Below are 22,245 nucleotides of genomic sequence, written 5' to 3'. Positions count from 1 at the left end.
AAACGGCGGGCTGGCGACGTGACCGGCGGTGGCCATCAATACGGTTTGGGACGTCCTCTATTCTGTCACATCCATGTCATGAAATGCGCCGACACCTCATCCCAGATCAAGAGCGGGTATCGACATGGATTATTTCAGACGTTTCAACTTTCTGTTCGCAACGCCAACCTTCGACAATGAGGACCTGGAAGGCGCCCGCTATAATCAGATCGTCGAGGAGATCGAACGCTCAGGTTTCGAGGTGGTGCGCGCGCGCAATCTCGAAGATGCCGAGATCGCCGTGCAGACCGACGCGGCCATCGGCTGCATGCTGGTGGACTGGGGCAAGAAGGGCCTCGAAGGCAAGACGGCCGCCCTCATCAACCTCATGCGCCGGCGCGGCCTGGAATTCCCGATCATCCTCCTGATCCGCCGCAAGCGCTTCGAGGATGTGCCGGTCGAAGTCCTCGATTTCATCGACGGCTACGTCTTCCTCTCCGAGGAAACGCCCGCCTTCATCGCGAAAAGCCTCATCAGCCGGCTGAAGCAATATGCCGAGACGCTGAAGACGCCGTTCTTCGGCGCGCTCGTCGATTATGCCGAAGAGGGCAATCATCTCTGGACCTGCCCCGGGCACAATGGCGGCATCTTCTACAGCCGCAGCCCCATCGGCCGGGTCTTCATGGAGCATCTCGGCGAAGCGGTGTTCCGCGACGACCTCGACAACTCCGTGCTCGATCTCGGCGACCTTCTGACCCACGAGGGACCGGCTCTCGCCGCGCAGAAGGAGGCGGCCAAGATCTTCGGCGCCGAAAAGACCTATTTCGTGCTGAACGGCACCTCCACGTCCAACAAGGTCGCGCTCTCGGCCCTCGTCACCGACGGCGATCTCGTGCTGTTCGATCGCAACAACCACAAGGCCGCCCATCACGGCGCGCTAATGATCTCGGGCGGCATTCCGATCTACCTGCCGACCAGACGCAATCTCTATGGCCTGATCGGTCCGATGGATTTCGCCACCATGGACGAGGACGCGCTGCGCGAGCGCATTCGCACCCATCCGCTGGTAAAAGATCCGGAAGCCTACAAGAAGCCGCGTCCGTTCCGCGTCGCGGTCGTGGAGCAATGCACCTATGACGGCACCATCCACAATGCCGAGATGATCCTCAAGCGCATCGGACATCTGTGCGACTACATCCTTTTCGACGAGGCATGGGCGGGCTTCATGAAGTTTCACCCGCTTTATGCCGGGCGCTTTGCCATGGGCCTTTCGGACCTCGGCCCCGATGCACCCGGGATCATCGCCACGCAGTCGACCCACAAGCAACTCGCAAGCTTTTCGCAGGCCTCGCAGATCCACATGAAGGATAGGCACATCACCGGCCAGAAACGCCGCGTGGAACACCGTCGCTTCAACGAAAGCTTCATGCAGCACGCCTCGACCTCGCCCTTCTATCCGTTGTTTGCCTCGCTCGACGTCGGCGCGCAGATGATGAAGGGCCGTTCGGGCGAAGTGCTTTGGGACGACACGATCCGCCTCGGCATCGAACTGCGCAAGAAAATCCGCGCCGTACGGCGCGAATTCGAGGAGAAGGAACATCGTCCCGAACGCCGCTGGTTCTTCGAGCCCTTCGTGCCGGATCGGGTCGCGATTCCTGATGTGGCAAGCCCCGGCGCTGTGCACGATGTGCCTTGGGAGAGCGTCGCGACCGATCAACTCGCCACCAATCCCGCCTTCTGGCACCTGACACCCGATGCGGCATGGCACGGCTTTTCCGGCATGGAGCCGGGTTTCGCCATGACGGACCCGAACAAGCTCACCCTGCTTACCCCCGGCTTTGATCGAGCGACTGGAAAATATACGGACCACGGCATTCCAGCGCCCATCGTTGCGCAATATCTGCGCGAAAACCGGATCGTCGCGGAAAAGAACGACCTCAATTCGCTGCTCTTCCTGCTCACACCCGGTGTCGAAGCCAGCAAGGCCGGCACCCTGATCAGCGGCCTTGTCGCCTTTAAAAAGCTTCATGACGACAACGCGCTGCTGGAAGAGGCCATTCCGGAATTCTATCGCCGCCGTCCCGGCCGCTATGCGGGCGTGCGCCTGCGGGATCTTTGCGCTGACATGCACAATTTCTTTCGTCAGGCCGATGTCAGCGCCCTGCAGACGAAGCAATTTTCCGCAGAACACCTGCCGCCGATCGCCATGTCGCCGCACGATGCCGCGCGCTGCCTGGTGCGCAACGATGTCGACTATCTGCCGATCGACGCCATTGCCGGCCGCATCGCGACGACACCCTTCGTCGTCTATCCCCCGGGGATTGCAACCATCGTGCCCGGCGAGCGCCTGACGGAACAGGCAAAGCCCATGATCGACTATCTCAAAATGTTCGAAACCTGCTTCAACACCTTCCCCGGCTTCGAGGTGGAGATCCAGGGCCTCTATCGCGAGATCGATGCATCCGGCAAAATCCGGCTCTATACCTACGTTGTCGCGGAATAGGCTTGGAAATTCAGGTTCGGACATGAAGCAGGATAAAACAATCATCGTTCGCCCATCCCGGGAGAGCGACGTCGATGCCATGCTGGCTATCTATCGCCGTCATATTCACCGCGGGGTCGAAGCCGGGGTCGATGATAGCGACACGCCGCAGCCGGACGATCTGCGCGAACGGCGCAAGAATTTGAAGGACCGCCGCTTTCCGCATGTCGTCGCGATCGAGGGTGAGAAGGTCGTCGGCTATGCCTATGTGGTGCTGTTCCGGAAGCGCCCGGCCTATCGCTATACCGTCAAGCATTCGATCTATGTGCATCACGACCATGTCGGCCAGGGTGTCGGAAGCCTGCTCATGCGCGGACTGATCGACGCCTGCGCGGCGGCCGGCTTCCGACAGATGATCGGCTATATCGACGCGGACAACGTCGCTTCGCTCGCCCTGCACGAACGCTTCGGCTTCGTTCGCGTCGGCCTGCTGCCGGCTGTTGCCTATCGCTACGGCCGCTGGGCCGATACCGTGATGGTCCAGCGCTCGCTCGGTCCCGGCTCAACCACGCAGCCGCCTCCGCCGCCGCTCTCCACCCGCTGAAGCAGAAGGACCTGTTGTCGGCCGTAACACAACTCCGTGCTTAGACTGGATGCCGCATCGGGGCCGGCAGGAAGCCCAAAACAAAATCTATGACCTTCGACGAGGACATTTCGCAGGGCTTGAGGGTGAGGCTTGCTGCGGAGAGCATATAGAGATTGAAACTGACGACATCGGTCCCGCCAAGCTCCTCGCCATAGAGCCAGATCCGTTTGCCGTCGGCCGATCGCTTGACCGTCACACCCCAGGGGCGACCTTGAAAATGCCCCTCCGAATAGCCGTCAGGCAGCTTCGCAAGCGCATGTTCGAAGCCCGACAATTCGGCGGGCAGCAGCTGCGACGCGCCGTCGATCATGGAGCCAGGCATTCGTCACATATGCCGCAGCCGTCTTCGTCCATCTTCCTCGCCGACCGCAGCCTGCGGCAGCACAGACACGCGGTGCCGTCGGCTCGGGATTCCTCGTCACGCTCGGGCGGGAGGATCTCCATAAGCAAGTCGGAAAGTGCATCGGTAGCGATTTGGCCCATCTCAAGGCTCCGTATTGGGGGACGGACAAGAGATAAGAAGCCTTGCGCGCATCTCAAGGTACCGTTTGCGGCATGGCTGGCCTGCGGCAATTTCCTCGCCTCTCCCTAGCAAGACAACCGAGCCGGTTTGATATCGTCATCGAGGATGATATGTTCCGCATTTGTTTCAGCTTCCGCAATAACGGACCGCGCTGAACCTACTGTGTAATGACCGAGACCGCCATGAACGACACCAGCTCGACCCCTGTCCGGAAGATCATCCATGTCGATATGGATGCATTCTATGCATCGGTCGAGCAGCGGGACAATCCGGAGCTGCGCGGCAAGCCGCTTGCGGTCGGCGGGTCGGCTGCACGCGGCGTCGTGGCGGCCGCAAGCTACGAGGCCCGTGCCTTCGGCGTTCACTCGGCGATGCCTTCGGTTACCGCAAAACGCAAATGTCCGGACCTGATTTTCGTGCCGCCGCGCTTTGACGTCTACAGGGCGGTGTCGCAGCAGATCCGCGAGATCTTTGCCGAATATACTTCGATGATCGAGCCGCTGTCGCTCGACGAGGCCTATCTTGACGTCACCCAGAACCACAAGGGGATGGAAATCGCCACCGAGATCGCGCTGGAGATCCGGACCAAGATCAAGCAGGTCACCGGCCTCAATGCTTCGGCCGGCATTTCCTACAACAAATTCCTCGCCAAAATGGCAAGCGACCTCAACAAGCCGAACGGCCAGGCAGTCATTACGCCAAGGAATGGCCCGGCCTTCGTCGAAACGCTTCCCGTCAAGAAATTCCATGGCGTCGGGCCGGCGACAGCCGAGCGGATGCACAAATATGGGATCGAAACCGGACTAGATCTGAAATCGAAATCGCTCGCCTTCCTGCAGGAGCATTTTGGAAAGGCAGGCCCTTATTTCTACGGTATCGCCCGCGGCATCGACGAGCGCCAGGTAAAGCCGGACCGGGTTCGCAAATCCATAGGCGCAGAAGACACATTCGTTGAGGATATCGACGATCTAGAGCTGGCGACGGCGGAACTGCGGCCGCTTGCGCAGAAGGTTTGGCGCTACTGCGAAACAGGCGGTTTCAGCGCCAAGACGGTGACCGTGAAGATCAAATATTCGGACTTTACCCAGGCGACACGCAGTCGGACAAGCTCCCTGCCGGTCGCCGGTGTCGGCGCGGTCCTGGATACCGCGTCGGCGCTTCTGGCAACCGTCCACCCGTTCACGCGGCCAATCCGGCTGCTGGGCATCACGCTTTCGTCTTTGACGAACGAAGAAGCCGGCGATGGGAGCTTACAGCCCCAGCTCGATCTCGGCATCTGAGGGATGCTGATCCTCAGCGGTCACAATGGCTGTCTAATCTTTCCGCCGAAAGCAGCAGAAACGGACAACCGCGGCCATCAAAGCGAAAATCATCAAGGCCAGAGCCGCTCCTTCAGCCAGCCCGCCTTTTCACGTCGATATCGCAAGCGATGGTGACGGCGCTCTGAATCGCCCTGCCAGAATTCGACCTCATGCGGCATGACGATGAAAAGCGCCCAATTTGCAGAAACAAGATCGGGCTCGTCCCGCAACCGCCGATGCTGCAGTGCCAATGCATCATCGAGCTCCTGCGACGAACCCAGAACCTCGCTCTGCCGCTTGGTCAGGGCAATCGCCTTGGCGCCCGGCGCGCGTGCACGGAAATCGGCATGGCGCTCATGCGCCTCGGCCTGAAACGCCATTCCGCGCAATCGCACCTGCCGTCCGAGCTGCGGCCAATAGAAGGTGAGTGACACAGAGGGATTGGCGGCAATCTGTCGGCCCTTCGGCCCCCTGCCTGATGTTGCGAAGTGCCAGCCACGCTGGTCGAGGTTCTTCAGGATGAGAACACGAGCATCCGGTGCGCCATCCTCGTCGATCGTGGAAAGCACCATGGCATGCGGCTCCTTGATATCACCCTCGATGGCATCGCGCAGCCAGTCGGAAAACAAGTCTCGCGGATTGTCAGGTGTCAGATCCGCCTCGAACGAGGGAAACGGCCCGGCCAAGGACTTGAGTATGCGCAATTCGTCTCTCACGGCGCTCTCCTCATGGTCTGGCGATAATGAGACGCAGCGAGCCTTCGAAGAATGGCTGCGTGCGAAGCGCGCCATAACGACGATCCCAGGATCCGTCGGTGAGATCGCGGCCGAGCTCGGCGACAAAACGCTCGCCAACGGAGGCATCGACAAAGCTCCATGCCGAATTGGCAAGCCGCGCGCCGGGATCAAGCATTCGCTCCGGTCTGCCATAATAGGCCTCGCCGAAACCATCGACGCAATTCAGCGGGATCGGCACCGCCTTGATCTCCACATTGCCGCCGAGTGCGGTCGCGATCCTATCCATCTCCGGATAACGTCGTCCCTCGACCGCAATCATTTCAGGCGCATAGGTGTGTAGCCACGACCGTTCCAGCAGATGCGGATCGCAGCTCAATACCAGGACGGGGCCGCGGGTAACGCGCCGCATCTCGGCAAGCCCTCGGTCGAGATCAGACCATTGATGCACCGTGAAGGTCGCCATTGCCGCATCGAAACTCCAGTCGGAAAAAGGAAGATGTTCCGCCGGCCCGTCAATTGCGACCGGGAGATGCGCCGGTCGTTGGGCGCGCATGGACGCAGACGGCTCGACGGCCGTCACCTGCCGGTCGACCGGCTCATAGGAGCCTGCGCCGGCACCGACATTCAACACGGTTTTCGCATCGCCGAGAGCGGCGCGGATGAATTCGGCTATATGGGGGTCCGGCTGACGATAATTGGTATAGCCCGATCCGATCACGCCGTAATTCGCATCGCCCGCACTGCCGTCCTGATATCTGCCTTGCACTTCATGTCTCCGTTGCTTCGTCGGACAAAGCTTCGCCGGACGTGAAAATGCCATTGCATCGTCGCGTCATTGTTCGATGAATACGCTGTCCATTTCTCTCGGCATCAAAAAACACGTTATTTTACGGAAGAAAAACGATATGTTCGAACAGTCAATGTTCGGAAAATGCACATGACTAGACGATTGCCCTCCCTGAATGCGCTACGCGCCTTCGAAGCGGCCGGCCGGCTCGGCCGCATGACGCTTGCGGCAGACGAGCTTAATGTGACGCACAGCGCCGTCAGCAGGCAGATTCAGCATCTGGAGGAGGTACTTGGCGTTCCCTTGTTCGAAGGACCGAAAAACCGGCTGAGATTGACTGAAGGCGGGATGACCCTGTTGACCGGGCTGACGGGCGCATTCGACCAGATGGATCTGTCGGTGCGAGCCGTAGCCGATACGGAAGACGGTCAGCTCGACGTCTCCTGCCCCGGCACTTTTACGATGCGCTGGCTCATTCCCCGCCTCTATCGGTTTCAGGCGAAATACCCCAACATAGAAGTGCGCCTGTCGGCCTCTTCAAAGCCCGTCGATTTCAGCCGCGACGGCTTCGATGTGGCAATCCGCGTCGGAAGCGCGCCATGGCCTTCCGGCGCCGATGTGATTTTCCTGTTTCCGGAGCAAACCGGCGCGGTGCTCGCGCCATCGCTCTTTGCCGCGTCAACGCCAGAGTTCGATGGCCTGCCCCAGCTTCATACGCGCACAAGGCTGCGCGCATGGGGCGACTGGCTTGCCCGATCGGAAAGATCAGTCGCCACGGGACCGCACGTCGAATACGAGCATTTCTACTTCATGCTGGAGGCTGCGAGCGCCGGCCTCGGTGTCTGCGTCGCCCCCTGGCCCTATGTCAGCGACGACATCCGTTTCAGCCGGCTGATGGCGCCATATGGCTTTCTGGAAAGCGGCCACGAATATGTAGCGCTGCGCCGCGCCCGTCGGAACCGAAAATCCGTTCTCTTCTGCGAATGGCTGCAGAATGAGGCGGAGGTCTACACGCGCTCCAGCACGCCGCCGACTGGCTGATACTTGAAAAGACCGTGGCCACCATCTGCCTTGGAGACTAACCGACCGGAGAAAACCCGGACTTGTTGAGAATCTCCTGCCCGGTCTCCGATAGCAGGAAGTCCCGCAGAGACCTCGTTTCATCATCAGCGCCCTTACGAATTGCCATGCCGTATTCGATAAGCGGCTGAAACTCGTCGGGTATGTCGATGACGCTGAAAGCCGGATCCCCTGCCAGAAGACGCGCGTTCGAAGAATAGCTCATCATCAGATCGACGACGCCATCGGCAATCAGATAGCCGCCGCGCTTGCCCGATAATTAGTTGCGCGGAACGGCTCCCTATCTCCTCGTTGGAGATGCGTCGCACCTTGCGCCGCTCGGAAAGCAATCCGCCACCGAGGCCGAAAGGCCGACCCGTTCGAGAAGATCGCCGCCGCGATCCTTTGCCTGCGAAGCGCTTGCTAGCCCGTGGGCAATAATCGATTCGGCGATGCCTGACCGATACGCAGGCGTGGATTGAGGCTTTCGGACGAGTCCTGGAAGATCAGGCCGGTCCGATTGCCGCGGATCGCCTGCGTATCGGTCAGGCAGCGGGGCGAGCAGATCCTACCCCTTTCGGAATCGGATGCGGAATCCGTGCTTTAGGCGCGAAGCGCACGCTGTTTAAGCTCGCTATACAAATGAAATCGCGCTCTGCGGCAGCACGTCGAAATTTTAGCGAGATGTCCGTTGAGGCCGGACTCGGGATGCAAACATTACCGGTAATCCTCAAGTCGAAGCTGTTCGGCCTTCCCTATCCCGATCATCTCGGCCGGCTTCCTTCGATTCGTTTTCATCACATCGCGGTTGAAATCATTAACCGCCCAGCAAACACCGATGGTTTGGAGATGCGCGGTGTTTTCTATTCCAATTTTTATGAGAAAGGTCAGCCGCCCGGCCAGCGCGTTACGGCAATGCTCGCTGTTATCGAACCAGGGCTGACTGGTGACGTTGTCCAGCACCTTTTGGAGTGTGGCGACTTGCTTCGGCGATAGGCTGCCTCCTATTAGGTGGCGAAAGCGTTCCATCATGCCTCCTTCGAGGACCACTGCTACTGCGACACCACAGATGGACTCGCTCTTGCAAGTGAAACTACTCTGATACTATGCAGTCCGTTACTTCAGCTCTGCGCGACGGGCGATCCTTGACGGCAAGCCGCCAGCCAAACCGGCCATTGCTTATGTCTGCTGCCGGCACGTTAGGCAGGCTGCCGTTTAAAGCCTACGTCCATTTTTGACAGTGTCGGGACGCGCAATGCCCAACGAACGGGCGGAAACTGCCGCCAGTTCATTCGTGGTGATCGATCCTTTGGGGTTTCGCCGGCTTTACCGCTCAGCAAGCCCGCCTGCGCTTCATCATCGCGTTCAGCCTCTCCGCCCCGGCTTCGTCGACGGGTGTATAGACGATCATGCGGTCGTCATTGCTGGGACTTGCCCACCAATTGTTGGATTGCAGCGCCAGAATAGTGCCATCCGCCAGCCGGAAACGCTTGACGGTATTCTCGATTCCTTTGAGCTGGTAGCGATCCCACACGATGCGGAATTGGTCCGAAGCGCTCATATAGCGTTCCAATTGCCGCTCCCAGCTCGGATCGTCGAGATGCTCCGCCATGGAGGCACGAAACAGCGCGGCCATGTTGGCCAGCATCTCATCAGGATCGGCCTGGCTCGCGCGCCAGGCAGGATTGACGAGGGACAGATAGATGCAGTTCCGGTCCTCGGGCGGGACGGCATCGAGATCGACGCCGACGAGGCGGCGATAGGCCTCGTTGAAGCCGCGTATATTGTAGCGTTTCGTCTGGATAAGAGCCGGATAGGGACAGAGATGATCGAGAATGCGCTGGCTTGCCTCGGTGAGCGGCTCGCAAACGCGCGGATTTTCGAGGCGAGGCGGGACCGGCAGATTAGCCAGTCTGAAAAGGTGCTCCGTCTCCACTTCGTTGAATTCCAAAGCATGCGCGACGGAGAGAAGCACGCGCGGCGACACGCGGATCGGGCGGCCCTGCTCCAGCTTGGTGTACCAGGTGATGCCGATATCGGCACGTGACGCCACTTCTTCCCGCCGCAATCCGGGTGTACGAATCCGCCCTGCCCGACCGAGTCCCAATCTTTGCGGGTCAAGGGATTCCCGCCGTCTTCGCAACATCTCGCCGAGTTCCTGTGCCCGCGAAAGCATTGGATTGGGGACGATATCGAGCGTGCCGTGCATTTCCATTCTCCAGCCTGACACTTCTTATACCAGTCTAACCAGGTATCTTGTACCAGTTTAACATAGGTGTAGAACGCTGTGGACTCAGTTTTGGAAATGCTTTGAGGTCCCCCATGTCATCCGCACCAATCCGGCTTGGCCAGTTCGGCCTGCTGATCCTGCTGGCCGGGCAATTGCTGCTGCAGCTCGATTTTTCCATCATCAATGTCGGCCTCGCCGCCATCTCCGCCTCGCTGCACGCCGGCGAAACGGAACTTGAACTTTTCGTCGCCGCCTATGGCGTCGCCTTTGCCGTCTGCCTGGCAATGGGTGCGCGCCTTGGCGACAATTTCGGCCGCCGGCGCATGTTCGGCCTGGCTGTCCTATTGTTCTGCCTCGCCTCTCTGCTCTGCGGGGTGGCGACATCAGTCGCCTTCCTCATCGTTGCGCGCGCGCTGCAGGGAATTGCGGCCGCACTCATGGTCCCGCAGGTACTGGCGACCATCCATGTCAGCCTGACCGGACGCGATCACGCCCGCGCCGTCTCGCTCTATAGCGCGATCGGCGGCATCGCTTTCATCGTCGGCCAGGTTCTCGGCGGCTTCCTCATCTCGGCTGATATTGCCGGCTCCGGCTGGCGTAGCATCTTCCTCATCAATCTGCCTGTTTGCATCCTGATCCTGCTCTGCGTGTGGCGACATGTTCCAGAAACGCGTGGGCAAGGCAGGGTTCCGGTCGACTGGTCAGGCATGATCACGCTGGCGCTGCTGACGCTCTCGGTCCTGCTGCCGACCGCGCTCGGTCCGTCGCTCCACTGGAATTGGCTTTGCCTGCTCGGCTTCGTGCCGATCCTGCCACTGGTGGCACTTCTTTGGCGCATCGAGCGCGGCAAGGAGGCGCGTGGCGCCTTCCCAATCCTGCCGCCGTCGCTCACGCGCATCTCCAGCATGCGCTTCGGAGGGCTGATCGCCATACTCTTCTTCACGTGCTGGAGCGGCTTCATGTTCGTCTTCGCCCTTACCTTGCAGGCAGGCGCCGGGCTGACGCCGCTGCAGTCAGGCAATGCCTTGATCGCGCTCGGCGGCTCCTATTTCGTCTCGGCCGCTTTCGTCACACCTCGCCTAGCGAATATACGCCGGGAACTCATGTTGGCGATGGGCTGCGTGATTCAGATGAGCGGGCTTACGCTCCTCATCGTGACGCTCGAAACGGTCTGGCCGCGGCCGGGAGTCATCAACCTTATCCCATCCACGATCTTGATCGGCTTCGGTCAGGCACTGATCGTCAACACCTTTTATCGGCTGGGGCTGGCGGACGTGCCGCATGAACATGCCGGCGCCGGCAGCGCGATGCTCGCAACCATGCAGCAGGTGTCGCTGGGTCTTGGGCCGGCGATCCTCGGAGCCGTATTTGCCCAGGTGCTGCAATATTCCAGTGCCTATCTCTCCGCTGGAGTCACGGCGATCGCCGTCGAGCTCGGGCTGATGGCCATCCTGCTGGCGGCCACGCTTCTGCGGCTGGCACGGCAGCGTAGCCGACCCGACGAGGACGCGGAGATCGACGACGCGCTCATCGTGGCGCCCGAATGATCGGAAGGTCCGGATCAGTCGATCCCATAGCAAAGTCCGACCTGTGACCAGGCCGGACTTTCGAGCATGAATCTCGTCTTCGACCAGAGCCGTTATGCCGGCAGCTGGAAGAACCAATTGGCGATCAGCACGATGGCAAGACCGCCAGCAAGCGCCAGATAGGGTAGAATACCCGCCTTCCTGACACCCAGATCCTGGCCGACCAGACCAAGATCATCCATGGCGCCGACCGGGAACTTGCCGCCATCGCGAACATAATGCCTGTAGGCAAAGACCGGCAGGATGAGAGCCGCAAAGGCAAAGCCGATCCAGAGCGCATTGGCATAACCCCAAACCTTGGCGCCGGCGCCAAGGAAGAGCGCATTGACGAAGGCGAGGGCGGTATTAAGGCCGATGAGCCAGGACGGCGCCTTCCACGGACGCTCGACATGGCCGGAGTCCATGCGGTGGATCCAGCCCGAATTGAGGTTGAGGAAATTGAAGATGATATATCCGACGTTGGAGACGGCGAGCACGAAGAAATAACCGCTCGTGTCCGACGCAATGGCGAGAAGAAAGAGATTGAAGGCAAAGTCCGTCCACATCGCTCTCGTCGGCGCGCCGTTCTCGTTCACATGGTCGAGATATTTCGGCAGCCAGCCGTCCTTCGAGCCCTGATAGAGGGTGCGCGAGGAGCCGGCCATCGCCGTCATGATCGCCAGGAACAGTGCCAAGATCATCAGGATGACGAGCAATTGCGTTACGATCCGGCCAGCGCCGATCAGGCCCCCGAGCGCTTCAGCAACGCCGGTGCCATCAACGATGCCAGGTGCCAGCATCCCGGTATGCCCGAGCACGCCCTGGAAGGCGAAGGGCACTAGGAAGAAGAAGATGCAGCAGGCAAGGCCCGAGTAGAAGATCGCCTTGAACGTATCCGTCTTCGGGTTCTTCAGTTCGCGCGTGTAGCACACCGCCGTTTCGAAGCCATAGGTCGACCAGGCGGCGATATAGAGGCCGCCGAGGAAAAGCGTCCAGCCGCCATTGCTCCAGGTACCGTCGGTCGCGGCATAGGCAGCCGTCGGCGGCAGCAGGCCGGTCACATTGGCGGAGAGGATCTGGCCGCTGACGATCGGATAGACTCCGATGATGAGCAGCGGCACCAGCACGATGATCGCCAGCCACTTCTGCACGCTCGCCGTCCCGGAAATGCCGCGATGCTGGATCGCGAAAATGATCAGCATCAGGATGCCGCCGATGAAGAAGGTGGCATTGATATTGGCGGTTGCGAGGAAGGGAATGTTGAAGCTGACGAGAGACCAGTTGCGGATGGCCGGCGTAAAAGCTGCAACGCCATCGGCGCTGAGCAGCGCTTTTACCGCATCGTCGGGAGATGTACCGGCATGGGCCGCGATGTATTCGGCGACACGCGGGCTGTCGGCGGTGATCGATGTCGCATGGGCGCTGATCCAGCTCAGCACAGCCTGCGAATCCGCCGCCGGAATGGGGAAGAAGGCATTGAGGATATAACCGGCCGCAATGGCGCAGCCGAGGGACAGCACCGGTGACCAGGCAAACCAGTTGCACCAGACCGAGAGCGGCGCGATGAATTTCGAATAGCGCAGCCAGGCGGTCGCACCATAGACCGAGGCGCCTCCGGACTTGTTGCCGAACATGCCGGCAATCTCGGCATAGGTGAAGGATTGCAGGAAACCCATGATCATCGAGATGATCCACACGACGAAGGCAAGCTTGCCCGTGGTGCCGGCGATGCCGCCGATGGAGAAGAGAACAAGTGGCGGCACGCCCGCAGCCACCCAGAACGCGCCCTTCCAGTCCAGCGCGCGTATAAGCTTACCTTCGGTGCCGGCGGGAGCGCCAGCGTCCACGATGTCAGTCATTGGTGATATTCCCCATTTTGTTCCGGACGTATCTCTCGTACGTCTCCCTGAACGTGCCTCCCATGGCATTGCGGGGCTTGCTGGAGGTTTTCATGAGCCGAGTCTGCGCGCGGTTTCCAGATACATGCCCTTTATGCATAGTGAAGATATTTTCTTTTTAGTCAATATCCCTTTACTTTCGGATGGCATTTTGTCAGCATGATTCCCGTGTTTGACACGCCTCATTTCCCGAGAGGGTTTAATGCGAGAACTCCATCCGCCGACCGCCGGAATACGGCCGATCTCGGCGAGCATCATCCGCTATCCGGGCATTCCGGCCTTGCCGCAAGATACAGAACGCTATCGCTGCAAGGGTGGTGGGTCGCTGGTCGTGCGCGTCGAGCCCGGCGATCGGGTTTTGGTGACGGATAGCGAAGGTGGGCAGGTCTGCGAGCTCACCTTCCTCGATGAGAAGGGCCGCTTTCAATCCGCGGGATTGGGGTCGGCATTCACCGGCGAAGCGACAGGTCTGAAAGCCATTCTTTCCTCGGGAAATGAAAGTGCGGCTCGCGTCAGGACAGCGCTGGAACGGCGCGGAGCAGACATGGCGTCCGCGACAGCATTGCACCTTTTCGGGGGGGCATCTCCTGCCGGCAGCACGGCGGAATTCACCATCGCGACCAAAGGTCTGCTGATCGCCTGCGCACCGGGAACGACCATGTCGCCGGAGGCGCAGGATACGGCAACGCCCATCGAGCTCACAATACGCCGCACGACGATCCTGCGAGACTATGCCTCCGCACTCCCCGAACCGCTCGCCGATCCGATCGAAGACATCCGCATCAAGGCAGCGACCGCTTCGGCCTATTTCGTCCGCGCCGGCGAATATATTCAGATCATCGATGTCTATGGCCGGCAATGCACCGATTTCCAGGCCTTCTCCGCACGCAAGGTCGACAAGGGCCTCGACCTTGCGCTCGATTCAACCGTAACCCGCACCCTGCTCGGCCGCAGCTATCCAGCACCCGGCCTTCCCTCCAAGGCCTTCGACCGTGATTTCGAGCCGTTGGTGGAAATCGTGCAGGACACGGTTGGCCGCCACGATGCCTTCGCGACGGCCTGCAATTCCCGCTACTACGACGACATGGGCTATCCCGGCCACGTGAACTGCACCGACAATTTCAACGCGGCGCTCGCGCCCTACGGTATTGCCGGCCGAAAGGGCTGGGAGGCGCTCAACTATTTCTACAACACCAATGTCGATCACAATAACCAGCTCTATCTTGACGAACCCTGGTCCAGGCCCGGCGATTACGTCCTAATGCGCGCGCTGACTGATCTCGTCTGCGTCTCCTCATCCTGTCCCGATGACATCGACGCGGCCAATGGCTGGGATCCGACTGATATCCATGTGCGCACCTTTTCCGGCAAAGAAAAATTCACACGAGCGGTGGCCTATCGCATGACCCCTGACGCCGACCCCGAACTGACGCGCGAAACCGCGTTCCACCCGCGCCTTTCCGCGATGACGCGCGACTACACCGAATATCGCGGCTTCTGGCTGCCGAACCGCTTCTCCTCGGAAGGCCCGGTCGAGGAATACTGGGCCTGTCGCGAACGCTCCGTCGTCATCGACCTTTCGCCGCTGCGCAAGTTCGAGGTGACAGGGCCGGATGCCGAGGAATTGCTGCAATATTGCCTGACGCGCGACGTGCGCAAGCTTTCGACGGGCCAGGTCGTCTATTCCGCCATGTGCTACGAACATGGCGGCATGATCGACGATGGCACGCTGTTCCGTCTTGGCGACAAGAACTTCCGCTGGATCGGCGGCGATGACTATAGCGGCATCTGGCTGCGCGAGCAGGCGGAGAAGAAAGGCTTCAAAGCCTGGGTCCGCTCATCTACCGATCAGATGCACAACATCGCCCTGCAAGGCCCGAAGAGCCGCGACATCCTTAAGGAGATCATCTGGACGGCACCGCGCCAGCCGGCGATCGGCGAGCTGGAATGGTTCCGCTTCACCGTCGGCCGCATCGGCCATTTCGAGGGAGCACCGGTCGTCGTCTCGCGCACCGGCTATACCGGCGAGCTCGGCTACGAAATCTTCTGCCATCCGAAGGATGCGGTAACAGTCTTTGACGCTGTCTGGAAAGCCGGTGAACCCCATGGTCTGAAGCCGATGGGCCTGGAGGCGCTCGACATGGTGCGTATCGAGGCCGGTCTGGTCTTTGCCCATCACGAATTCGACGATCAGACCGATCCCTTCGAGGCCGGTATCGGCTTCACTGTGCCGTTGAAATCCAAGCAGGACGATTTCATCGGGCGCGAAGCATTGGTGCGGCGAAAGGAAAATCCTCGCCATCTGATGGTCGGTCTGGACATCGAGGCCAACGAGGCCGTGGGACATGGCGATTGCATCCACCTCGGCCGCGCGCAGATCGGCGTGATCACCAGCGCCACGCGGTCGCCGATCCTCGGCAAGACCATCGCTCTGGCCCGGGTCGACGTCACGCATGCCGCTGTCGGGACCAGGGTCGAGATCGGGAAGCTCGACGGTCAGCAGAAGCGGCTTCCGGCTGTCATCGTGCCGCTTTCTCACTACGATCCGCAGAAGACGCGGCCGCGATCTTAATCCGACTTCTTCTGCGCGGCCGAGATCGCACGCGCCGCCTCTTCCGAGGAGTTGGCAAGCGTGCGCATCTCCGCCGCCAGCACCGCAAAACCCGACCCGGCCGTGCCTGCTCTTGCAGCCTCGATGCCGGCATTGACGGCAAGCAGCTTCAAGTAGCGCAGCGACTGCAGAATTTCGTTGGTCTTCGATGCCGTGACCCGCATGTCCGCGGTCTGCTCGTCGAGGCGACGGTAGAGCGATTCGATATTCAGGATACTGCCTTCGAGATAAAGAAGCTCCCCGGCCTCGTCCCATACGCCGCCGCCCGTTTCCGTTACCCAGAGGAAATGGCCGTCGCGATGACGTATACGATACTCCATCGTCCAGTCGGTGTGACTTTCCAAAGCCTTGCCGACAAGCTCATCCATGAGCGGGATATCCTCTTCGCACATGATCGAAGTGAAGGTTCGCGAACGGTTGCCGATAATCTCGTCAGCGGGATAGCCGAAGATGCGCTCGATGCCGTCGGTCATCTCAAGCATCGTATAATTTTCGTCCGCCCTACAGCGATAAAGGAAACCGGCCATACGGCCGAGAACGCTTGTCTGGAAATCCATGGAAGCCATGCCCGAAAAGAAAGTTGCGGATGAACTCGTTTCGTCTCAACACATAAAAATCCGGCAAGGGCTGCTCGACGCCTCCCTTGCCGGTCAGGTGGGGAAGTGAGCATGGATCAATTGCGCAGATATTCCTCCATGGAATCGTCGAGCGCGTCAACCCAGGGCGTATGATGTGTCGGCGACATAGTGCCGGTCATCAGTGAGCGGTAGGCGTGGTCGCGGAAGCCCATGATGTTTTCCGCCTTGTGATGCTCCCATTCCATGAAGGTCCTGTTCGTGCCTTCGATATCGAAGCTCGGATAATCGGTCTCGGCGAGCAACTCCTTCACATAGTCGCCCTGATACCAAATCATCTGCTCGGCATCCTCAAGCGTTTCCTCGCGGGCGCGCCACTTGTCGAAGTTCGCCTGCAGTTCCGCTTCGGGCGGCAGCTTGATGCGGCCCATCATGACATCGCGCGCCCACCAAGCCTGCACGTCGAACATGTTGAAGGTGTAGAACTGATCCTGCATGCCGATATAGAAGAGCTGCGGATTCTTATCGAAGATCACACCCTTGTAGAGGTGGTCAGCCCAGAGGCGATTTGCCGTCTTCAGCCGAAGATCATCCGGCAGGAAGGGGAAATGGTGCTGATAGCCTGTGCAGAGGATTAGCGCGTCGACATCCTTCGATGAGCCATCGAGGAAATAGGCCGTCTTGTTTTCAAGACGCGTCAACAGCGGCCGCTCCTCGAAATTCTCAGGCCATTTGAAGCCCATCGGCTTGGAGCGATAGCTCGTCGTCACCGACTTTGCCCCGTATTTCCAGCATTGCGAGCCGATATCCTCGGCCGAATAGCTGCGGCCGACGAGCAACACGTCCTTGCCCTTGAACTCCAGCGCATCGCGAAAATCGTGGGCATGCAGCACGCGGCCGTTGAAAGTCTTCACGCCTTCGAAATAGGGCACGTTCGGCGTCGAGAAATGACCAGAGGCAACGACGACATAGTCGAACACCTCGTCATACATCCGGTCCTGAGGGCGATCATGCGCGGTTACCGTGAACTTCTTCGTCTCTTCATCGAAGCGCACCATGCGCACCGGCGTGCTGAAGCGCACCCATTTGCGCACGTCAGCCTTTTCGACGCGGCCCTTGATATAGTCCCAGAGCACGGCACGCGGCGGATAGGAGGCGATCGGCTTGCCGAAATGCTCCTCGAAGGAATAATCGGCAAATTCCAGGCATTCCTTCGGGCCGTTCGACCATAGATAGCGATACATGCTGCCATGCACCGGCTCGCCATATTCATCGAGGCCCGTGCGCCAGGTATAGTTCCAAAGGCCGCCCCAATCCGCCTGCTTTTCAAAGCAGACGACTTCCGGGATATCAGCACCCTTCTTCGCGGCCGATTGAAAGGCCCTTAGCTGGGCAAGGCCCGAAGGGCCGGCACCGATAACGGCAACTCGTGTCATGTGGCATTCCCCTTCTCGATTATGTCGAAGTTCTTATCGCATGCAGTCGTTTCGCGCCGTGTCGGCATCAATCCGGAAAAATGCCGGGACTGGTCGGGGCGCCGTCGTCATATTTCGATAGCCAGTCGATCGTGGTCTGGCGGAAGCGCGTCAGGCCCTTGTAGTCGATGAGCTCCGGCGGCAGGGTTTTCAGCACGCGCGGGAAACGGCGCGCCCATTTCGGCACGGTCACGAGCTCATTCATGTTCATCAGATAACAGCGGATGACGAAGAGAATGGCGTTCGAGCGCGGCAGGCGCCATAGGCTTTGCAATTCCACACGCAGGTGCACCTTCTCGCCGACATTCTCGGGCGTCACGGTGGTGCGATCCGGACCCCATTTCGGGTAGTTTTCGGGGCTGGTATCGAGGCGCGGATTGATTGTCATCGTCCAGTTGAACCGGCGCGTCGGCTTGCCCTGCTGCAGGTTCAAGAGGAATTTCAGCGCGCGGTCGAAGACGCCGATCTGATGGGCGAGCGGCACCGGCCCGTGCCACTCCATGAAATTCATGCCGATATCGAAATCGAGCGACCAGTCGGCCTGGGTCGTCACCATGCCGGCATCCATCCAGAGATTGCCGTCACGCTGGTCGACGATGCAGAAATCACCCTGCGCCTGGCGGGTGATGTATTCGAAGGGTTCGTAAGGCAACGTGGACGCATCGCCGAAGGTGAAGGTGTCGTCTATGCCGAGCGGCCTATTGATCCAGCGCCATTGATCGCCATTCCTGGTGAGCGTGAAATGCTCGGGATAGCCGGCCGCCTGCTCTTCCATCAGCAGTTCCAACGTGTCCCATTGCGCCGTCATCATGTGCGGCAGCGCCTGATAACGCAGCGGATCTTCCTTCAGCACCAGAGCCCTGTCGTGCATTTCGGCGACATAATGCTCATCGACGTCGATGAGGTTTTCAAAGACCGTATTCTTCCGCCCCTTCACATGCGGTTCCATGTTGACCGAATACATGTATTCGTCGCGATCGAAGGGGAACGGAAAACGCCGGATATTTTCCGGACTGTTGCGGTAGGTAAAGTCGTCCCGAAACGTTTCCTGCTTGAAGGCGATTGCCATGCCCATTCTCCTGGATATCGGCCGAATGCTTAGAGGTCGAGATGCAGCGCGCTTCCCTCGAAGCGGGAGACGCAGATCATCACCCTTCGGCCAGAGACCTTTTCTTCATCGCTCAGATAGACGTCATTATGCAGAAGCTTGCCGTCGCAGACAGCAACAGCCGTCTCGCACTGCCCGCAGGCGCCGCCACGACAGAGGAAGGGCGCATCGACACCCGCGGCCTCGATCGCTTCCAGCATGCTTTCGTGATGGCCGACGTGAACGGTCTTGCCCGACCGCGTCAGCATGATGGAGAAGGGCTTGCCGGGCTGCGACGACAGGAAGCGTTCGGAATGCAAGTTCTGTTCCGGCCAACCGGCCTCGATGCCCGTTTTCAACACGCCGTCGATCATGCCAGCTGGGCCGCACACATAGAGATGCGTGCCGAGCGGCTGGCTTTCGAGCAGACGTGCGACGGGGATGAAATTGCGATCGGCGTCGGAATAGATCTTCACCCGCTGCGAGCCGTATTGCTCGACGAGCTCTCGGCAATAGGCGCCGCGATCGATCGAACGAACGGCATAATGCAGCTCGAAATTCGCGCCCTCGCGCGAGAACTGCTGCATCATCGCGATGAAAGGGGTGATGCCAATGCCGCCGGCGATCAGCAGATGCTTGCGCCCGCGCCAGTCCGGCTGGAACAGATTGACGGGATAGCTGACCTTGAGCTCGTCACCCTCGCGCACCTTCTCATGCATGAAGGCGGAACCGCCACGCGAGTCCTCGACACGCAGCACGCTGATCTCATAGGCCGAGCAATCATGCGGCGGCGACATCAGCGAATAGGCGTTGCGGCGAACATGACCCTCATCGTTCATCGAGACGATGACATGGGCGCCGCCGGAGAAATAAGGCATCGGCGCGCCGTCGAGACGCTCGAAGCGGAAACGCTTGATGCGATCGGCGATCGGCGTCACCTTCGCGACACGAACCGGAATTTCCGTACCACCGCTCACAGGAACAACTCCTCGGGATCAGGCGCAGTGCCGGGCTCTTCCGCATCGATGTTGACGCCCTGAAAGGCGCCGAGGCGGCGCGAATAGTGGTCGCGCACCAATAGCGGAAGCCCGCAATGGCTGCAGGTAAAGGGACTGTGCGTGACATCGTCGGTGATGCCCTTGCAGTGGACGCATTGCACGCGGCGAGCCAGCGAACCGCGATGCTCCGTGATGATCGAGGCATGATCCATGCCGTAGTCGAGCGCCACCATCATCGCCTGGCCGATAAAGCCCTCGGTGCCGGCGATATAGAGCCGCGTGCCCATATGCGCCGTTGCAAGGGAGGCCTTCAGGCGGAAAAGCAATGTCGCGATCGTCGGCGCCGTGAAGAACATATCGGCGCCGAGCCCGCGCAGGGCTTCGTCATGACCCCTGCCTTGCGAGCCGCGCGCGACATAGAGGATTTCGCTGCGCGACAGGATGGTATCGTCAAACCCGGCCATCTGGTCGAGGAGGGCATTGGCCCCCTCGCCTTCCAGCGCGAACACATGCCGCCGGGCATGCGGCTGGATGGAGAGGCCCTTGTAGACCGGTCGGCTCTTGATGCCTTCCACAAGCATGAGCGCCTCCTTAACCGATAGCCGCCCTCTTCTTCTTTTCCGGATCGTCAAACGGCAGCGTATGGGCAATCGCGCTTGCGTTCAGGCTCTTGCCGCGTACTTCCAGCTTCGTGCCCTGCACGGCCTTGTCGACATCGAGGCGGGCGATCGCCATCGATTTCTTCGTCAGGGTCGAATAGCAGGGGCAAGTGATGACACCGACCTTTTTGCCCTCGGCATAGACCTCGTCGCCGAGATCGGCCGGACCGTCTGCATCGATCAGCATACCGAAGATCTTGAAACGTTCCTTGCCCTTGAGGCGGGCATGTTCTTCGGCGCCGCGGAAACCCGTCTTTCCCGGGCTGACCGTGAAGTCGAGGCCGAGCTCCCACAGGCTATCGCCGGGCGGCTGGTCCGCGAAGGGGTACATCTGCGAGTTATCGTAGGGATAGAAGAGCAGATAGCTTTCGACGCGCAGCATGTCGAGGACGCTGAAGCAGCAGGGGATGATCCCCATCTCCTCGCCTTCCGCGACGATACGATCCCAGACCATCGGCGCATCCTGGCCGCGCACGAAGATCTCATAACCGCGCTCGCCGGTATAGCCGGTGCGCGAGATCATCACAGGCGCACCGAACAGCGTCGTCTGCATGTGATGGAAATATTTGAGATCGCGGATGCCGGGTACATATTTGGCCAGATAATCGACGGCGACCGGGCCTTGTAGCGACAGATCGTGCAGATCGTCGTCGAAGAGGACGGCGCAGTTGCGGCCGGCGGCCTGCTTGAGCACCTCCTCGTGGCCGGAGCCCGAGCCATGCACCAGCATCCAGGAATTCGGGCCGGTGCGGTAGACGATGCAGTCGTCGGTGAAGTAGCCGCGATCGTTGAGCATCGCGGCATAGACCGAGCGGCCGGGATAGATCTTCGACATGTCGCGGGTGGTGATATAGTCGAGCACGGCAATGGCGTGCGGTCCAACCAGATGCACTTTCTTGAGGCCAGAAACGTCCATGATGCCGGCCTTGGTGCGGATCGCGACATGCTCCTGCGACATGTCCTTCTCGTAGGTCCAGGCGGTTCCCATGCCGCTCCAATCCTCGAGTTTCGATCCGAGAGCACGGTGCCGGTCCGCCAAGGCGGAGAAACGCCATGATAATGCCATTTCGTTCCCTCTTTTTCTTCTATGGAATATTTATTTCCTGACTATAATCGTCTTTCGCGCCTTGGCAAGCCGATCCGGAGGGTTTTTCTTGGCCGTCCGGATGGTATTTCGCTCTCAAACCTCGGCGGCTTCTGACCAGCGGCGCGATGGGCAGCGATGACGGTATTGGCCATCAGCATGGCGATCGTCATCGGTCCGACACCGCCTGGAACCGGCGTGATCGCGGCGGCGACTTCGGATGCTTCACCATAGGCGACATCGCCCACCAGCCGGCTCTTGCCTTCGCCGCGCTCCGGCGCATCGATCCGGTTGATGCCGACATCGATGACGGTGGCGCCGGGCTTCACCCAATCGGCCTTGACCATCTCCGGACGGCCGACGGCTGCCACCAGAATATCGGCACCCTTTGCGACGGAGGAGAGATCCTTCGTGCGCGAATGCGCCGTCGTGACAGTCGCATTGGCGGAAAGCAGCAATTGCGCCATCGGCTTGCCGAACAGGTTGGAGCGGCCGATGACGACGGCATTCAGACCCGACAGGTCCTCGCCATGGATGGAGCGTACCAAC

19 protein-coding genes and 1 pseudogene are annotated in these 22,245 nt (G+C 60.1%); 6 read left to right on the top strand and 14 right to left on the bottom strand.

The genetic code is table 11. From position 1 onward, the window contains the following. The first annotated feature begins 124 nt into the window (after positions 1-124). Together AC13RC_RS06300 and AC13RC_RS06295 are read left to right on the top strand one after the other, a co-directional pair. Positions 125-2,482, top strand: a complete 2,358-nt coding sequence (locus AC13RC_RS06300; protein ID WP_113391188.1) for an Orn/Lys/Arg family decarboxylase — start codon at positions 125-127, stop codon at positions 2,480-2,482. Positions 2,483-2,504: 22 nt separating this feature from the next. After that, positions 2,505-3,065: a GNAT family N-acetyltransferase gene (locus tag AC13RC_RS06295; protein WP_113332119.1), complete on the top strand. Its 561-nt coding sequence runs from the start codon at positions 2,505-2,507 to the stop codon at positions 3,063-3,065. A gap of 40 nt (positions 3,066-3,105) precedes the next feature. Here AC13RC_RS06295 and AC13RC_RS06290 read toward each other — a convergent pair whose 3' ends face one another. Further along, positions 3,106-3,429, bottom strand: a complete 324-nt coding sequence (locus AC13RC_RS06290) for a hypothetical protein (protein WP_113391189.1) — start codon at positions 3,427-3,429, stop codon at positions 3,106-3,108. A gap of 383 nt (positions 3,430-3,812) precedes the next feature. On the opposite strand from AC13RC_RS06290, the gene dinB reads away from it, so the two are divergent. After that, entirely contained in the window at positions 3,813-4,910 is a 1,098-nt protein-coding gene (gene dinB / locus AC13RC_RS06285) for a DNA polymerase IV (protein WP_113391202.1), read from the top strand. A gap of 92 nt (positions 4,911-5,002) precedes the next feature. Here dinB and AC13RC_RS06280 read toward each other — a convergent pair whose 3' ends face one another. Together AC13RC_RS06280 and AC13RC_RS06275 are read right to left on the bottom strand one after the other, a co-directional pair. After that, positions 5,003-5,647: a pyridoxine/pyridoxamine 5'-phosphate oxidase gene (locus tag AC13RC_RS06280; RefSeq protein WP_113391190.1), complete on the bottom strand. Its 645-nt coding sequence runs from the start codon at positions 5,645-5,647 to the stop codon at positions 5,003-5,005. A 10-nt stretch (positions 5,648-5,657) separates the two neighbouring features. Continuing rightward, entirely contained in the window at positions 5,658-6,434 is a 777-nt protein-coding gene (locus AC13RC_RS06275) for a class I SAM-dependent methyltransferase (RefSeq protein ID WP_488556766.1), read from the bottom strand. A gap of 171 nt (positions 6,435-6,605) precedes the next feature. Between AC13RC_RS06275 and AC13RC_RS06270 the strand changes: the two genes are divergently transcribed. Then, on the top strand, positions 6,606-7,496 hold the full coding sequence (locus AC13RC_RS06270) for a LysR family transcriptional regulator (RefSeq protein ID WP_113332137.1): 891 nt from the start codon (positions 6,606-6,608) through the stop codon (positions 7,494-7,496). Positions 7,497-7,533: 37 nt separating this feature from the next. On the opposite strand, the gene AC13RC_RS06265 is transcribed toward AC13RC_RS06270, so the two are convergent. The 3 genes from AC13RC_RS06265 to AC13RC_RS06255 form a co-directional block, all read right to left on the bottom strand. Continuing rightward, complete coding sequence (locus AC13RC_RS06265) at positions 7,534-7,767, bottom strand: substrate-binding domain-containing protein (RefSeq protein ID WP_267904830.1); 234 nt, start codon at positions 7,765-7,767, stop codon at positions 7,534-7,536. Positions 7,768-8,231: 464 nt separating this feature from the next. Continuing rightward, positions 8,232-8,546, bottom strand: coding sequence for a hypothetical protein (locus AC13RC_RS06260; RefSeq protein WP_113355716.1), 315 nt, complete (start codon positions 8,544-8,546; stop codon positions 8,232-8,234). A gap of 301 nt (positions 8,547-8,847) precedes the next feature. Continuing rightward, positions 8,848-9,723: a helix-turn-helix transcriptional regulator gene (locus AC13RC_RS06255; protein WP_113391193.1), complete on the bottom strand. Its 876-nt coding sequence runs from the start codon at positions 9,721-9,723 to the stop codon at positions 8,848-8,850. A gap of 113 nt (positions 9,724-9,836) precedes the next feature. Between AC13RC_RS06255 and AC13RC_RS06250 the strand changes: the two genes are divergently transcribed. Next, on the top strand, positions 9,837-11,291 hold the full coding sequence (locus AC13RC_RS06250; RefSeq protein ID WP_186450361.1) for an MFS transporter: 1,455 nt from the start codon (positions 9,837-9,839) through the stop codon (positions 11,289-11,291). Positions 11,292-11,383: 92 nt separating this feature from the next. Here AC13RC_RS06250 and AC13RC_RS06245 read toward each other — a convergent pair whose 3' ends face one another. Then, positions 11,384-13,168 carry a trimethylamine N-oxide permease gene (locus AC13RC_RS06245; RefSeq protein ID WP_488556765.1) on the bottom strand — a complete coding sequence of 595 codons (1,785 nt, stop codon included), beginning with the start codon at positions 13,166-13,168 and terminating at the stop codon, positions 11,384-11,386. A 241-nt stretch (positions 13,169-13,409) separates the two neighbouring features. Here AC13RC_RS06245 and AC13RC_RS06240 point away from each other — a divergent pair, with 241 nt between their 5' ends. Then, complete coding sequence (locus AC13RC_RS06240; RefSeq protein WP_488556764.1) at positions 13,410-15,779, top strand: trimethylamine N-oxide demethylase; 2,370 nt, start codon at positions 13,410-13,412, stop codon at positions 15,777-15,779. Here AC13RC_RS06240 and AC13RC_RS06235 read toward each other — a convergent pair. The 7 genes and pseudogenes from AC13RC_RS06235 to AC13RC_RS06205 all read right to left on the bottom strand — a co-directional run. After that, positions 15,776-16,375, bottom strand: a complete 600-nt coding sequence (locus AC13RC_RS06235) for a PAS domain-containing protein (RefSeq protein ID WP_113391203.1) — start codon at positions 16,373-16,375, stop codon at positions 15,776-15,778. The genes AC13RC_RS06240 and AC13RC_RS06235 overlap by 4 nt on opposite strands. 116 nt (positions 16,376-16,491) lie before the next feature. After that, the gene (locus tag AC13RC_RS06230) at positions 16,492-17,829 is read right to left on the bottom strand and encodes a trimethylamine monooxygenase (RefSeq protein WP_113355712.1); all 1,338 of its coding nucleotides are present in this window, start codon (positions 17,827-17,829) and stop codon (positions 16,492-16,494) included. Between the two features lie 67 nt (positions 17,830-17,896). After that, positions 17,897-18,937, bottom strand: a complete 1,041-nt coding sequence (locus AC13RC_RS06225) for a heme-dependent oxidative N-demethylase family protein (RefSeq protein WP_113355711.1) — start codon at positions 18,935-18,937, stop codon at positions 17,897-17,899. Between the two features lie 29 nt (positions 18,938-18,966). Beyond that, on the bottom strand, positions 18,967-19,932 hold the full coding sequence (locus AC13RC_RS06220; protein WP_113355710.1) for a PDR/VanB family oxidoreductase: 966 nt from the start codon (positions 19,930-19,932) through the stop codon (positions 18,967-18,969). Beyond that, positions 19,929-20,534 (bottom strand): dimethylamine monooxygenase subunit DmmA family protein, encoded by a 606-nt coding sequence (locus AC13RC_RS06215; RefSeq protein ID WP_113396465.1) that lies wholly within the window; start codon positions 20,532-20,534, stop codon positions 19,929-19,931. Before AC13RC_RS06215 ends, AC13RC_RS06220 begins: the two co-directional genes overlap by 4 nt. 10 nt (positions 20,535-20,544) lie before the next feature. After that, entirely contained in the window at positions 20,545-21,678 is a 1,134-nt protein-coding gene (locus AC13RC_RS06210; RefSeq protein WP_113396464.1) for an aminomethyl transferase family protein, read from the bottom strand. A 116-nt stretch (positions 21,679-21,794) separates the two neighbouring features. Then, positions 21,795-22,245 (bottom strand): annotated as a pseudogene (locus AC13RC_RS06205) (bifunctional methylenetetrahydrofolate dehydrogenase/methenyltetrahydrofolate cyclohydrolase); the annotation flags it as partial.

It is taken from the genome of Martinezella sp. CNPSo 3890, assembly GCF_057784455.1.
This window is presented reverse-complemented; position numbering and strand designations above follow the sequence as displayed.